The sequence below is a fragment of the Streptomyces sp. ICN903 genome, from assembly GCF_022015835.1.
Lineage (GTDB): Bacteria > Actinomycetota > Actinomycetes > Streptomycetales > Streptomycetaceae > Streptomyces > Streptomyces fenghuangensis.
On the sequence record NZ_JAKMAY010000158.1, the window covers coordinates 1 to 13,363 of the forward strand.

Here is a 13,363-nt window from a genome sequence, read left to right on the forward strand (position 1 = left end):
CCGCGGGGCACGGGCTAAGGTCGGCCCCATGACGAAATGGGAATACGCGACCGTACCGCTGCTCGTGCACGCCACCAAGCAGATCCTGGACACCTGGGGCGAGGACGGCTGGGAGCTGGTCCAGGTGGTGCCCGGCCCGAACAACCCGGAGCAGCTCGTGGCGTACCTGAAGCGGGAGAAGCGGTGAGCGAGGCGCGCGGCTCGGTCGAGTCCAGGCTCGCGGAGCTCGGGCTGACCCTGCCGGAGGTGGTGGCGCCGTTGGCGTCGTACGTCCCGGCGGTGCTCTCCGGCTCCTACGTGTACACCGCGGGCCAGCTGCCGATGGTCGACGGCGCGCTGCCGGTGACCGGCAAGGTCGGCGCCGAGGTGACGCCGGAGGAGGCCAGGGACCTGGCCCGGATCTGCGCGCTGAACGCCCTGGCGGCCGTGAAGTCGGTCGCCGGCGACCTGGACCGGATCGCCCGGGTCGTCAAGGTGGTCGGCTTCGTCGCCTCCGCCCCGGACTTCACCGGCCAGCCCGGTGTGGTCAACGGCGCCAGCGAGCTGCTGGGCGAGGTGCTGGGCGACAAGGGCGTGCACGCGCGCAGCGCGGTGGGCGTCGCGGTGCTGCCGGTCGACGCGCCGGTCGAGGTCGAGATCCAGGTCGAGCTGGCGCACTGAGCCACCGGGCGGCGGACCCGCACCGATCCGCCCGGCGCGGACGGATCCGCCCGGCGCGGACGGATGCGGACGGACGCGGACGGGTACGGGCCGCCGTCGTTCGCGGGCCGCGGTGTTCGTGGTGTTCGCGGTGTTCGAGGCCCGCACTCGAACATCGCGGCCCGCGGCCGTACGATCCGGCCATGCCGTCAACGCCGCCGTCATCCACGTCCCCCACGCCCCCGCGCGACGGGCAGTGGTACCCGCCCGAGTGGCCCGAGCGCATCCGAGCCCTGGCCGAGGGGCGGCTCACGCCCGTGCCCCCGCGCCGGGCGGCGACCGTGATGCTGCTGCGGGACGCCGAGGGCGGTCCGGCCGTCCACATGCTGCGCCGGCGCACCTCCATGGCCTTCGCCGCGGGCGCGTACGCCTACCCCGGCGGCGGCGTGGACCCCCGCGACGAGGGCGCGGTCGCCTGGGCGGGCCCGGCGCGCGAGGAGTGGGCGCGGCGGCTCGGAGTGGAGGAGGCGGTCGCGCAGGCCGTCGTGTGCGCCGCCGTGCGCGAGACCTTCGAGGAGGCGGGCGTCCTGCTGGCCGGCCCGGATCCGGACACGGTCGTCGCCGACACCACCGGCGAGGACTGGGAGGCGGACCGCACCGCCCTGGTAGCCCGCGAGCTGTCCTTCGCCGACTTCCTCGCCCGCCGCGAGCTGGTCCTGCGCAGCGACCTGCTGGGCGCCTGGGCACGCTGGATCACCCCGGAGTTCGAGGCGCGGCGCTACGACACCTGGTTCTTCGTCGCCGCCCTGCCGAGGGGGCAGCGCACCCGCGACGTCTCCGGCGAGGCCGACCGCACGGTGTGGATCCGCCCGGCGGACGCGGCCGCCGCATACGACCGGGGCGAGCTGACGATGATGCCCCCGACGATCGCCACCCTGCGGCAGCTCGTGCCGTACGCAGGCGCCGCCGCGGCGCTGGAGGCCTCCGGGGAGCGGGACCTGACGCCCGTACTGGCCCGGGCGAGCCTGGAGGACGACGGATCCGGCGGGCAGCGGGTGGTGCTGAGCTGGCCGGGGCACGAGGAGTTCACCAAGCACGTGCCGGCGGCCCGGCGGACGGCGGGGGGTGCGCCGTGACCGACGCCTTCGCCCTGCCCGGGCAGCCGCGCGGCGGCGCCATCGACGGCACGGGAACCGCCCGCGCGGTGTGCGTGCTCGCGCCGAACCCCTCGCCGATGACGCTGGACGGCACCAACACCTGGATCGTCGCCGAGCCGGACTCGCCGCTGGCGGTCGTCGTCGACCCCGGCCCGCTGGACGAGGGGCACCTGCGCCAGGTGATCGACACCGTCGAGCGGTCGGGCCGGCGGGTGGGGCTGACGCTGCTCACCCACGGCCACTGGGACCACGCCGAGGGAGCCGCCCGCTTCGCCGAGCTGACGGGGACGGCCGTACGCGCCCTCGACCCGGCGCTGCGGCTGGGGGAGGAGGGCCTGGCGGCCGGGGACGTGGTGACCACGGGCGGCCTGGAGCTGCGGGTGGTGCCCACGCCCGGACACACCTCGGACTCGCTCAGCTTCCACCTGCCCGCCGACGGCGCGGTGCTGACCGGCGACACCGTCCTGGGGCGCGGCACGACGATGGTGGCCCACCCCGACGGACGGCTGGGCGAGTACCTGGACTCCCTGCGGCGGCTGCGCTCGCTGACCGTGGACGACGGTGTGCACACGGTGCTGCCGGGGCACGGGCCGGTGCTGGACGACGCACAGGGGGCCGTCGAGTACTACCTGGCGCACCGGGCGAGCCGTCTGGCGCAGGTGGAGACGGCCGTGGAGGCGGGCCACCGGACGCCGGGGGAGGTCGTGGCGCACGTCTACGCGGACGTGGACCGTTCGCTGTGGCCCGCCGCCGAGCTGTCGGTGCGGGCGCAGCTGGAGTACCTGGAGGAGCACGGCCTGGTGTGACGGGCCGTGCCTCCGGGCCGTGTTCCCCGGGTTCTCCCGTGTTCCGAAGGTCCCGGGGTCCGCGGGGACTCCGGGTTCTCCCGGGGAGGGAACGGGGCTCAGCGCGAGCGCTTCGCCAGCCGCTCCACGTCCAGCAGGATGACCGCGCGGGCCTCCAGCCGCAGCCAGCCGCGGCTGGCGAAGTCGGCCAGCGCCTTGTTGACGGTCTCGCGGGACGCGCCGACGAGCTGGGCCAGCTCCTCCTGGGTGAGGTCGTGCACCACGTGGATGCCCTCCTCGGACTGCACGCCGAAGCGGCGCGACAGGTCCAGCAGTGCCTTGGCGACACGGCCGGGCACATCGGAGAAGACCAGGTCGGACATCGAGTCGTTGGTGCGGCGCAGGCGCCGGGCGACGGCGCGCAGCAGCGCGGTGGCGACCTCGGGGCGGGCGTTCAGCCAGGGCTGGAGGTCGCCGTGGCCCAGGCCGAAGAGCTTGACCTCGGTCAGTGCCGTAGCCGTGGCCGTACGGGGGCCCGGGTCGAACAGGGACAGCTCGCCGATCAGCTCGCCGGGGCCGAGGACGGCCAACATGTTCTCCCGGCCGTCCGGGGAGGTGCGGTGGAGCTTGACCTTGCCCTCGATCACGACGTAGAGCCGGTCCCCGGGGTCGCCCTCGTGGAACAGGGCCTCACCCCGCGCGAGCGTCGTCTCCGTCATGGAGGCACGCAGCTCGGCAGCCTGCTCGTCGTCAAGCGCCGCGAAGAGCGGGGCGCGCCGCAGAACGTCGTCCACGAGTTCTCTCCTTGTCCACGTGCCCACGGGTCTGTCGCCCCCATGATGCCGGACGGTGAAACAGTGCGATCAGTCACAAGTTTGACGCACCCGGCGTCCGGCGCGTGCGCCAGGGGTCCGATTGGACCCCGAATCGGCGGTGAGCGGGGCGGATGTCGGCGCTCCCCCGTACGCTGGCCGGGTGTCCAACACGCCGGTGAGACCGGACGGAAAGGGGGCGTACGGGTGACGGTGTCCCGCGACCCATCCCAGGATTCCGCCGTGGGCGAACAAGTGTCCGCCGAACGGGTAACGCAGGCGAAGCCGCCGAGAACGGCCGGGGGAGGGAAGAGGAAGGCGGGAAGCAAGCCGGAGACGCGGCTGGCCATGGTCCGCCGTGCCCGGCGCATCAACCGCGAGCTGGCCGAGGTGTACTACTACGCCCATCCCGAGCTGGACTTCGACAACCCCTTCCAGCTGCTGGTCGCCACCGTCCTCTCCGCCCAGACCACCGATCTGCGGGTCAACCAGACCACCCCCGCCCTCTTCGCCGCCTATCCCACGCCGGAGGAGATGGCCGCGGCCGACCCCGAACGGCTGGAGGAGTTGATCCGGCCCACCGGTTTCTTCCGCAACAAGGCCAAATCGCTGCTGGGCCTCTCCGCGGCGCTGCGCGACCGTTTCGGCGGCGAGGTGCCGGACAGTCTCGAGGACATGGTCTCCCTGCCCGGCGTCGGCCGTAAGACGGCACACGTGGTGCTGGGGAACGCCTTCGGCAGGCCGGGCCTGACGGTGGACACCCACTTCGGACGGCTGGTGCGCCGCTGGCGGCTGACGGAGCAGACCGACCCGGAGAAGGTCGAGGCCGAGATCGCCGGGATCATCCCCAGGAGCGAGTGGACGATGTTCTCGCACCGGGTCGTCTTCCACGGCCGCCGCATCTGCCACTCCCGCAAGCCCGCCTGCGGCGCCTGCCCGATCACGCATCTGTGCCCCTCCTACGGTGAGGGCGAGACTGACCCGGAGAAGGCGAAGAAGCTGCTGAAGTACGAGATGGGGGGCCTGCCCGGCCAGCGGCTCAAGCCCCCCGCGGACTACCCCGGGCAGCCGGCGCCGCCGCTGGGCGCCTGAGCGGAGCGCGGATGAGAGAGGCACAGGAGAAGCACCGCGGTTCCGTCGCCGGTCCGGCCGCCGACCCGGTGGTCGTCACCGACCGGGGGCTGCCGGACTGGCTGCGCCCGGTGGCCGACGTGGCGTCGACGGTGCGGGCGCGGCAGCTCAGCCGCTTCCTGCCGCCCAGCGACGGGGGCGGACGGCAGTCCGCGGTCCTGGTGCTCTTCGGGGAGGGCGCCGGGAGCGTCGGCGGTGGAGCGGGGGCCGGGCCGGAGCTGCTGCTGATGGAGCGGTCCTCCAGCCTCCGCTCGCACGCCGGGCAGCCGTCCTTCCCCGGCGGCGCCCTCGACCCGGAGGACGGCGATCCCGAGGGCGACGGACCGCTGCGCGCCGCGCTGCGGGAAGCGGAGGAGGAGACCGGTCTCGACCCGTCCGGGGTGCAGGTCTTCGGGAGGCTGCCGCGCGTCTACATCCCGGTGAGCGGGTTCGTCGTCACGCCCGTACTGGGGTGGTGGAGGGAGCCGAGCCCGGTGGCGCCTGTGGACCCGGCCGAGACGGCCCGGGTCTTCACCGTGCCCGTGGCCGATCTCGCCGACCCGGCGAACCGTGCCACGGCCAGACACCCCAGCGGCTACCGCGGTCCGTGCTTCCTCGTCAGCGACGCGCTGGTGTGGGGCTTCACCGCCGGGATCATCGACCGGATCCTGCACTTCGCCGGATGGGAGCGGCCGTGGGACACCGACCGCAGCGTCCCCCTCGACTGGCACGCATGAGACGGTGGGCGACGTGAACGTGCTGGACGTACTGCTGCTGCTCTCCGCCGTCTGGTTCGCGGTCGTGGGCTACCGCCAGGGTTTCGTGGTCGGTGTGCTGTCGGTCGCCGGTTTCCTCGGGGGCGGGCTCGCCGCGGTTTATCTGCTGCCGGTCGTCTGGAACGAGTTCACCGACGGCGCGTCGCCGGGGACGGCGGGTGCGATCGCGGCGGTGGCGGTGGTGATCGTGTGCGCCTCGGTCGGCCAGGCGTTCACCACCCATCTGGGCAACCGGCTGCGCCGGCACATCACCTGGTCGCCGGCCCGGGCGCTGGACGCCTCCGGCGGCGCCCTGGTGAACGTCGTGGCCATGCTGCTGGTCGCCTGGCTGATCGGCTCGCTGCTGGCCTCCACGGCCGTGCCCGTCGTCGCTCGTGAGGTACGCGGCTCCGCGGTGCTGCACGGGGTCTCCCGGGCGCTGCCGGACAGCGCCGACACCTGGTTCACCGACTTCACCTCGGTGCTCGCGCGGAACGGCTTCCCGCAGGTCTTCTCGCCGTTCGCCAACGAGCCGATCACCTCGGTGGAGCCGCCGGATCCTGCCCTGGCGCGCAGTCCGGCCGTAGCCCGCGCCAAGCGTTCCATCGTCAAGGTCCTGGGCACCGCGCAGAGCTGCGGCAAGGTGCTGGAGGGCACCGGCTTCGTCTTCGACCGCGGCCGGGTGATGACCAACGCGCACGTGGTCGGCGGCGTCGACGAGCCGACCGTACAGATCGGCGGCGAGGGCAGGCTGTACGACGCCACGGTCGTCCTCTACGACTGGGAGCGCGACATCGCCGTGCTCGACGTGCCGTCACTCCAGGCGCCGGCGCTGCGGTTCGTGGAGGACGACGCGGAGACCGGCGACGACGCGATCGTCGCGGGCTTCCCGGAGAACGGCGGGTTCGACGTCCGCTCCGCGCGGGTACGCGGCCGTATCCAGGCGACCGGCCCGGACATCTACCACCGGGGCACGGTGCGCCGCGACGTCTACTCCCTGCACGCCATGGTCCGGCAGGGCAACTCCGGCGGGCCGCTGCTGACCCCCGACGGCAGGGTCTACGGCGTCATCTTCGCCAAGTCCCTGGAGGACGAGAGCACCGGCTACGCGCTCACCAACGACGAGATCCGCCAGGACATCCTGCAGGGACGGGCGTCCCGGGGTCCGGTGGACAGCCAGGGGTGCGCGATGTGAGGACCGTTGTCCGGCCCCCGGTTCCGCCGGTCCGGTTCCGCCGGTCCGGTTCCGCCGGTCCGGTTCCGCCGGTCCGGCACCCGGTTCCGCCGCCCGCCACGGCTTGGGCGGCCGGCCGACAGGGGACCGGGGGAAGGACCGACCGGAGAAGGACCGGGCGGCGCGGCGGATGCGCGGCGGGCGGCGTCAGCCGCGCGTATGGCGCAGCCGCGCGCCTACCCAGCGGGCACGGCGGCGCAGGATGTGAGGGATGCCGAGCTGGGGATCGCGGAGATCGCCGAGATCGCGGTGGTCCCGCGCGGAGCGCGGGGGCGAGCCCTGCGCGCTGCTCTGTTCCCGGATGTCGCGTGACACGTCACGGTAGTCGTGCGTCCAACCCATACTCCGGACTCTGCCCGTGCCTCAAGGTCGGTAACCGCCCAATGGTCCGTCAATTGGCCTATGCGGGCGTCACGTGCTCTTATCATCGGTCCGGTTCCGGGTCTCGGCCAGTCGACGAGCTCGCTTGTGAACGCCTTCGGACCCTCCTCGTGAGGGCTGTGTCTTTCCGGGGGCGCCCCCGGCCCCCCGGCCCCCCCGGCCGGTGTGGCCGGGGGCGTCGCTAGCGGTCCGGTTCGGGGTCCTTCAGCCAGTCGACGAGTTCGCTTGTGAACGCCTTCGGATCCTCCTCGTGGGGGAAGTGGCCCAGCCCGTCGAACAGCCGCCAGCGGTACGGTGCCTCCACGTACTCGCCCGAGCCCGCCGCGCTGCGGGTGCGCATCACCGGGTCGAGCGAGCCGTGCAGGTGGAGGGTGGGGACACGGACCGGCCGCTTCATACGGCGGTTGAACTGGAACCCGTCCAGGCGTGCCAGCGAGCGGACCATCCACCGGTACGGCTCGATCGAGCAGTGCGCGGTGGAGGGGACGCACATCGCCCGCCGGTAGACCTCGACCGCGTCGTCCTCCGGCGGCCGGGGCCCGGACCACTCCCGCAGCAGGCGGCCGACCAGCGCTCCGTCGTCCGCCACCAGACGCCGCTCGGGAACCCAGGGACTCTGGAAGCCCCAGATGTACGCCCCGGCCGCCGTCTGCCGCAGGTCGCCGAGCATGGCCGCGCGCCAGCGGCGCGGGTGCGGCATCGAGGCCACGGCCAGGCGCCGGACCAGCTTCGGGCGCATCACCGCCGCCGTCCACGCCAGGTAACCGCCCAGGTCATGACCGACGAGGGCGGCGTCGGGCTCGCCCAGGGAGCGGATCACGCCGGTGACGTCGAGCGCGAGGTTGGCCGGGTCGTAGCCGCGGGGGGTGCGGTCGCTGCCGCCCACGCCCCTCAGGTCCATCGCGACCGCGCGGTAGCCCGCCTCGGCGAGGGCGGGCAACTGGTGCCGCCAGGCCCACCAGAACTGCGGAAAACCGTGCAGCAGCATCACCAGCGGGCCCTCGCCCATCTCGGCGATGTGGAAGCGCGCACCGTTGGCGGCGACGTCCCTGTGCGTCCAGGGGCCGTCCATCCGGATGACGGAGGAGGGGGTGCCGGAGTGGTTCACGCCTGCCGCGCCTGCCGTGCCTGCCGTGTCCGCCGTGCCTGTCGTGTCTGCCGTCTCGCTCATCTCTGCCGTGCCTGCCGTGCCTGCTGTGTCCGCCGTGCCCGTGTCGCCCGCGCCGTCCGTACTGTCCGTCATGCGGAAGAGCGTGTCACGTGCTCGACGGCCATGGGCTCCGCCTCGACGGACTTGGGCTCCCGCCGCGCGCCCGGAACGGCTCGGGGGTGAGGCTTGACGCCCGACAGCACGGCCGCCGACTGCTTGGCCGAGGCGATCGAGCGCTCGGGCGGCTTGATCTTGGACAGCTTGGCCTTGGCCAGCAGCAGGAGTACGAGAGCGAGCAGCAGGTACACGCCTCCCACGATGGTGAACGACCAGGCGAGCCCAAGCCCCAGGTTGTGGATGCCGTAGGCGGCGGCGAAGCTGAAGACCGGCAGTGAGAAGAGCGCGAGGATGCCCGCGGCGACGGCCGCGCCGCTGCCGATCGCGCCGCGCTTGACGTCCTGCCGCAGTTCGGCCTTGGCCAGCGCGATCTCCTCGTGGACCAGTGCGGACAGTTCGGTCGTCGCCGAGGCGACCAGCTGACCGATGCTGCGGCCGTCGTCGGCTGGGCTCATCTCATACTCCCTCTCGTCGTGGCGGTCGATGACTCTGCGCCAGGGTCTGCATCATGCCGGACCGCGGTGCCCGCCGTCGCACACGGTGTCGGCGAGCCGCCCGTGCGCGGGCCGCAGCAGCGGACAGGGACGCCCGGCCACCGCGTGTGCGGTGGCCGGGCGCCCCTGTGGAAAGGCCCGGTGCCGGATCAGTCCTCGCTGGAGGCGGCGCCCGGCAGCTTGGACTGGATGAGGGTCATCACCGTGGAGTCGGTCAGGGTGGTGACGTCCCCCAGGTCACGGTTCTCGGCGACGTCGCGCAGCAGCCGGCGCATGATCTTGCCCGAGCGGGTCTTGGGCAGCTCGTCGACCGGCAGGATGCGCTTGGGCTTGGCGATCGGACCGAGGTGCTTGGCCACATGGCCGCGCAGCTCCTCCACCAGTCCCTCGTCCTCGGCGGCGTTGCCGCGCAGGATGACGAAGGCGCAGATGGCCTGGGTGGTCTGGGGATCGGTGGCGCCGACGACCGCTGCCTCGGCGACCTTCGGGTGCGAGACGAGGGCGGACTCGACCTCGGTGGTGGAGATGTTGTGGCCGGAGACCAGCATCACGTCGTCCACCCGGCCCAGCAGCCAGATGTCGCCGTCCTCGTCCTTCTTGGCGCCGTCGCCCGCGAAGTAGCGATCCTGGAAGCGGGACCAGTAGGTGTCCAGGTACCGCTGGTCGTCGCCCCAGATCGTCCGGAGCATCGACGGCCACGGCTCGGTCAGGACGAGGTAGCCGCCGGAGCCGTCGGGTACCTCGTTGGCCTCGTCGTCCACGACCGTGGCGGCGATGCCGGGCAGCGGCACCTGCGCCGAGCCGGGCTTGGCCTCGGTGACGCCCGGCAGCGGGCTGACCATGATGGCGCCGGTCTCGGTCTGCCACCAGGTGTCCACCACCGGGGTGCGGTCGCCGCCGATGTTGTGGCGGTACCAGACCCAGGCCTCGGGGTTGATCGGCTCACCGACCGAGCCCAGCACCCGCAGCGAGGACAGGTCGAACTTCGCCGGGATGTCGTCGCCCCACTTCATGCAGGTGCGGATGGCGGTCGGAGCGGTGTAGAGGATCGTGACCTTGTACTTCTCGACGATCTCCCACCAGCGGCCCTTGTGCGGAGTGTCGGGGGTGCCCTCGTAGATCACCTGGGTGGCGCCGTTGGCCAGCGGACCGTAGACGATGTACGAGTGGCCGGTGACCCAGCCGACGTCGGCGGTGCACCAGTAGACGTCCGTCTCCGGCTTGAGGTCGAAGACGGCGTGGTGGGTGTAGGCCGTCTGGGTGAGGTAGCCGCCGGAGGTATGGAGGATGCCCTTGGGCTTGCCCGTGGTGCCGGAGGTGTAGAGGATGAACAGCGGGTGCTCGGCCTCGAAGGCCTGCGGGGTGTGCTCCTCGGACTGGCGGTCCACCAGTTCGTGCCACCACACGTCCCGGCCCTCGGTCCAGGCCGTCTCCTCGCCGGTGCGGCGGACGACCAGGACGTTGCGCACGTTCTCGGTGCCCGGCTGGGTCAGGGCCTCGTCGACGGCGGGCTTGAGGGCACTGGGCTTGCCGCGCCGGTAGCCGCCGTCGGCGGTGATGACGACGCGGGCGTCGGCGTCCTGGATGCGGGTGGCCAGGGCGTCGGAGGAGAAGCCGCCGAAGACCAGGGAGTGGGGGGCGCCGATGCGGGCGCAGGCCAGCATCGCCACGACTGTCTCGGGGATCATGGGCATGTAGATCGCGACCCGGTCGCCGGTCTGCACACCCAGCTCGATCAGGGCGTTGGCGGCCTTGGAGACCTCACGCTGGAGGTCGGCGTAGGTGATCGCGCGGGTGTCGCCCGGCTCGCCCTCGAAGTGGATGGCGACCCGGTCGCCCAGACCTGCCTCGACATGGCGGTCGACGCAGTTGTGGGCCACGTTGAGCCGGCCGTCCTTGAACCACTTGGCGAAGGGCGGGTTGGACCAGTCCAGGGTCTCGGTCGGCTCGGTCTCCCAGCTCAGTCGGCGGGCCTGCTCGGCCCAGAAGCCCAGCCGGTCCGCTTTCGCCCGTTCGTACGCCTCCGCGGTGACGTTGGCGTTCGCTGCCAGCTCGGCGGGCGGCGCGAACCTCCGTTCCTCCTTGAGCAGGTTGGCCAGGCTTTCGTTGCTCACGACATCTCCCTTTCCCAGGGTGTCTGGTGTGTCCCGCGTCATAGCAGACCAGCCCTTGTCGCCCCCTGACAAGGGTTGTCCGTCAAGTGGTGTAGACCTCTTGCGCTCAGGGGTCGACGCCTGTCGGTGAGCGGCCGACGAGCGGTCGAACGGCTTGCTTCCGCGATCTTCGCCCCGCTGCCGGCCGCCGTTCCCCCACTGCGTGCGGGGCCGCTCAGACGACCGCCGCGCCGGGCCGCACGGGTGTGAAGGCCGGCATCCCACCTCCGTCCCCGTTGCCCGGGTCATCCAGTACGTACGCCTGTGCCTCGCCGACGTGGAAGTACATTCCATGCAGCTCCAGCGAACCCTCGGACAGTCGCCTGGCCACACACGGATGGGCCCGCAGATGGTCGAGCTGCTGCACCACGTTGGCCAGGCAGAGCGCCTCCAGCGCTTCGGCCTCGCGGGGCTCCGCCCCCGGGATGCGGGCGATCCGGGGAACGGCGGCCCGCGGGCCGGGGTGCGGTGGGCCGGGACGCGGCGCGGAGCCGTGCCGTGCCGTCAGCCGTTCCAGACTGGGGCGGCCGTGGGTCAGCCAGCGACCCAGCGGGGTGCCGGGGGAGAGGGCGCCGCCGTCCGCTTCGGAGTCGTGCAGCGCCTGCATCGCGCCGCATCCCGAGTGCCCGCAGACGGTGACCGACTCCACGCGCAGCACCTCGACGGCGTACTCGATCGCCGCCGCCACCGAGTCGTCGCTCGCCTCGGTCCCGGGCGGCGGCACCAGGTTGCCGACGTTGCGCACGGTGAAGAGGTCCCCCGGGCCACTGGAGGTGATCATGCTGGTGACCAGCCGGGAGTCGGCGCAGGTGATGAAGAGCTGCGAGGGCCGCTGCCCCTCCCGTGCCAGCCTGGCCAGCTCCTCGCGGACCAGGGGCGCGGTGGTGCGCTGGAAGTTGCTCAGCCCGCCCAGAAGCTGGCTGCGGACCGGGACTTCACCGGAGCCTTCGCCGGGGTGCGGCCGGGTGCACTGGTGGTTGCGCCAGGGTTTCCAGGGAGTACAGCCGTGCGAGGCGGACGGCTCCTGTACGCAGGGCGCGGAGCGGCCGGTGATCTCCACGCTGCCGCCGTGCGCCGTGTGGGAGGTCTCCCAGTCCCGCAGGGTCTCGTACGCCGCGTGGTCCATGAAGGAGCCGCCCAGCTCCACCACAACCCGGCTCCCCTCGGGCACCTGGCCCAGCGTCCGGCTGAGCCGCGGCACCGCGAGGAACGTGAGCTGACCGCGAACCCGGACCCGGTGGACGCCTCCGGCCCCGTCCGGCCCGCCTCCCCCGACGGTCTCGCAGACGATCCGGGTGTGGGCCAGCCGGTGCAGGGCGAGGGCGACGGCGACCGCGATGCCGATGCCCACCCCCTCCAGCACACCGAGCAGCACCACGCCCGCGGCCGTCGCGACGTACACCAGCACCTCGCGGTGCCGGGTGACGCTGCGGATGTGGACGATCTTGACCATCTGGACGCCGACCACCATCACCAGCGCGGCGAGGGCGGCCAGCGGGATCAGCTCCAGCAGCCCGACCAGCAGCCCGGAGGCGATCAGCACCCAGACCCCGTGCAGGATCGTGGAGTTGCGGCTGACCGCGCCGGCCTGGATGTTCGCCGAGGTGCGCACCGCGACGCCGGTGACCGGCAGCCCGCCCAGGGCGCCGGAGACCATGTTGGCCAGGCCCTGGCCGCGCAGCTCCCGGTCCAGGTCCGCGCGCGGGATCCGTACGCCCGACAGGTGCTCCGGGAGTTTGCGGGCGACGGCCAGCTTGTCGGAGGCCATCGCCGACAGCAGCGACTCCACCCCGGCGACCAGGGTGACGGTCAGCACGGCGGCCAGCAGGCCCAGCACCGGCCCTTCGGGCAGCGAGGGCAGGGCGTGGCTGTGCCAGGACGGCAGGTCCACACGCGGCAGCCGCAGACCGGCGAGGGAGGCCACCGCGGTCGACAGCGCGACCGCGGCCAGTGCGGCGGGGAACACCCGGCGCGTCAGCTCGCCCGCCCTGCCGCGCAGCCGGGGCCACAGCAGGACGACGGCCACGGTGACGGCTCCCACCGTCAGCGCGGCGGGACGCGGGTCGGCGAGCTGCCCGGGCAGGGCGAGCACATTGGCGACGGCGGAACTCTCCGGACTTCCCCCGAGCACGATGTGGAGCTGGGCGAGGGCGATCGTCACACCGATGCCGGCGATCATGCCGTGCACGATCGCCGGGCTGACCATGAGGGCGGAGCGGGCCGTGCGCAGCGCGGACAGGCCGAGCTGTGCGAGGCCGGCGAGGACGGTGATGGCGCATGTGGTGCGCCACCCGTACAGGTGGATCAGCTCGGCGACGATCACCGTCAGGCCCGCCGCCGGGCCGCTGACCTGGAGCGGGGCGCCACCGAACCGTCCGGCGACGATGCCGCCCACGGCCGCGGCCACCAGCCCTGCCTGGAGGGGGGCTCCGGTGGCCAGGGCGATGCCCAGGGAAAGGGGCAGCGCGATGAGGAAGACGGACACGGAGGCCGACAGGTCCGCGGCCCGGACGCCGTCCGGGCCGCTCCCGCGCAGTGAGCGGCGCAGGCGCTCTCCCGGTCGGGGGGAGGAGACG

The 13,363-nt window shown here is 73.0% G+C and carries 13 protein-coding genes; 7 read left to right on the forward strand and 6 right to left on the reverse strand.

Annotation, left to right across the window (positions count from 1 at the left end; translation table 11 throughout):
• Window positions 1-28 precede the first annotated feature (28 nt).
• The 4 genes from L7D48_RS17045 to L7D48_RS17060 all read left to right on the forward strand — a co-directional run bounded on the left by L7D48_RS17045 (window position 29) and on the right by L7D48_RS17060 (window position 2,602).
• Entirely contained in the window at window positions 29-187 is a 159-nt protein-coding gene (locus tag L7D48_RS17045) for a DUF4177 domain-containing protein (RefSeq protein WP_010470378.1), read from the forward strand.
• Complete coding sequence (locus L7D48_RS17050; RefSeq protein WP_237880302.1) at window positions 184-660, forward strand: RidA family protein; 477 nt, start codon at window positions 184-186, stop codon at window positions 658-660. Before L7D48_RS17045 ends, L7D48_RS17050 begins: the two co-directional genes overlap by 4 nt.
• Before the next feature lie 182 nt (window positions 661-842).
• Window positions 843-1,775, forward strand: a complete 933-nt coding sequence (locus tag L7D48_RS17055) for an NUDIX hydrolase (RefSeq protein ID WP_237880303.1) — start codon at window positions 843-845, stop codon at window positions 1,773-1,775.
• Complete coding sequence (locus L7D48_RS17060) at window positions 1,772-2,602, forward strand: MBL fold metallo-hydrolase (protein WP_237880304.1); 831 nt, start codon at window positions 1,772-1,774, stop codon at window positions 2,600-2,602. Before L7D48_RS17055 ends, L7D48_RS17060 begins: the two co-directional genes overlap by 4 nt.
• Before the next feature lie 98 nt (window positions 2,603-2,700).
• Here L7D48_RS17060 and L7D48_RS17065 read toward each other — a convergent pair whose 3' ends face one another.
• A complete protein-coding gene (locus L7D48_RS17065) occupies window positions 2,701-3,375 on the reverse strand; it encodes a Crp/Fnr family transcriptional regulator (RefSeq protein WP_093657459.1) in 675 nt (224 codons plus the stop codon).
• Window positions 3,376-3,636: 261 nt separating this feature from the next.
• On the opposite strand from L7D48_RS17065, the gene nth reads away from it, so the two are divergent.
• From nth to L7D48_RS17080, 3 genes are read left to right on the forward strand one after another with little or no spacing between them, the layout of a single operon-like run.
• A complete protein-coding gene (nth, locus tag L7D48_RS17070; RefSeq protein WP_237880305.1) occupies window positions 3,637-4,485 on the forward strand; it encodes an endonuclease III in 849 nt (282 codons plus the stop codon).
• Between the two features lie 11 nt (window positions 4,486-4,496).
• Window positions 4,497-5,240 (forward strand): CoA pyrophosphatase, encoded by a 744-nt coding sequence (locus L7D48_RS17075; RefSeq protein ID WP_237880306.1) that lies wholly within the window; start codon window positions 4,497-4,499, stop codon window positions 5,238-5,240.
• Window positions 5,241-5,253: 13 nt separating this feature from the next.
• Entirely contained in the window at window positions 5,254-6,453 is a 1,200-nt protein-coding gene (locus tag L7D48_RS17080; protein WP_237880309.1) for a MarP family serine protease, read from the forward strand.
• 186 nt (window positions 6,454-6,639) lie between these two features.
• On the opposite strand, the gene L7D48_RS17085 is transcribed toward L7D48_RS17080, so the two are convergent.
• The 5 genes from L7D48_RS17085 to L7D48_RS17105 form a co-directional block, all read right to left on the reverse strand.
• Window positions 6,640-6,834, reverse strand: a complete 195-nt coding sequence (locus L7D48_RS17085) for a hypothetical protein (protein ID WP_093657465.1) — start codon at window positions 6,832-6,834, stop codon at window positions 6,640-6,642.
• A gap of 220 nt (window positions 6,835-7,054) precedes the next feature.
• Window positions 7,055-7,945 (reverse strand): alpha/beta fold hydrolase, encoded by an 891-nt coding sequence (locus L7D48_RS17090; protein WP_237880310.1) that lies wholly within the window; start codon window positions 7,943-7,945, stop codon window positions 7,055-7,057.
• Between the two features lie 167 nt (window positions 7,946-8,112).
• Window positions 8,113-8,595 carry a phage holin family protein gene (locus L7D48_RS17095; protein ID WP_237880307.1) on the reverse strand — a complete coding sequence of 161 codons (483 nt, stop codon included), beginning with the start codon at window positions 8,593-8,595 and terminating at the stop codon, window positions 8,113-8,115.
• Between the two features lie 188 nt (window positions 8,596-8,783).
• Window positions 8,784-10,748, reverse strand: a complete 1,965-nt coding sequence (acs, locus tag L7D48_RS17100; RefSeq protein ID WP_237880308.1) for an acetate--CoA ligase — start codon at window positions 10,746-10,748, stop codon at window positions 8,784-8,786.
• A gap of 214 nt (window positions 10,749-10,962) precedes the next feature.
• Complete coding sequence (locus L7D48_RS17105; RefSeq protein ID WP_237880311.1) at window positions 10,963-13,335, reverse strand: bifunctional SulP family inorganic anion transporter/carbonic anhydrase; 2,373 nt, start codon at window positions 13,333-13,335, stop codon at window positions 10,963-10,965.
• Between the last annotated feature and the right edge of the window lie 28 nt (window positions 13,336-13,363).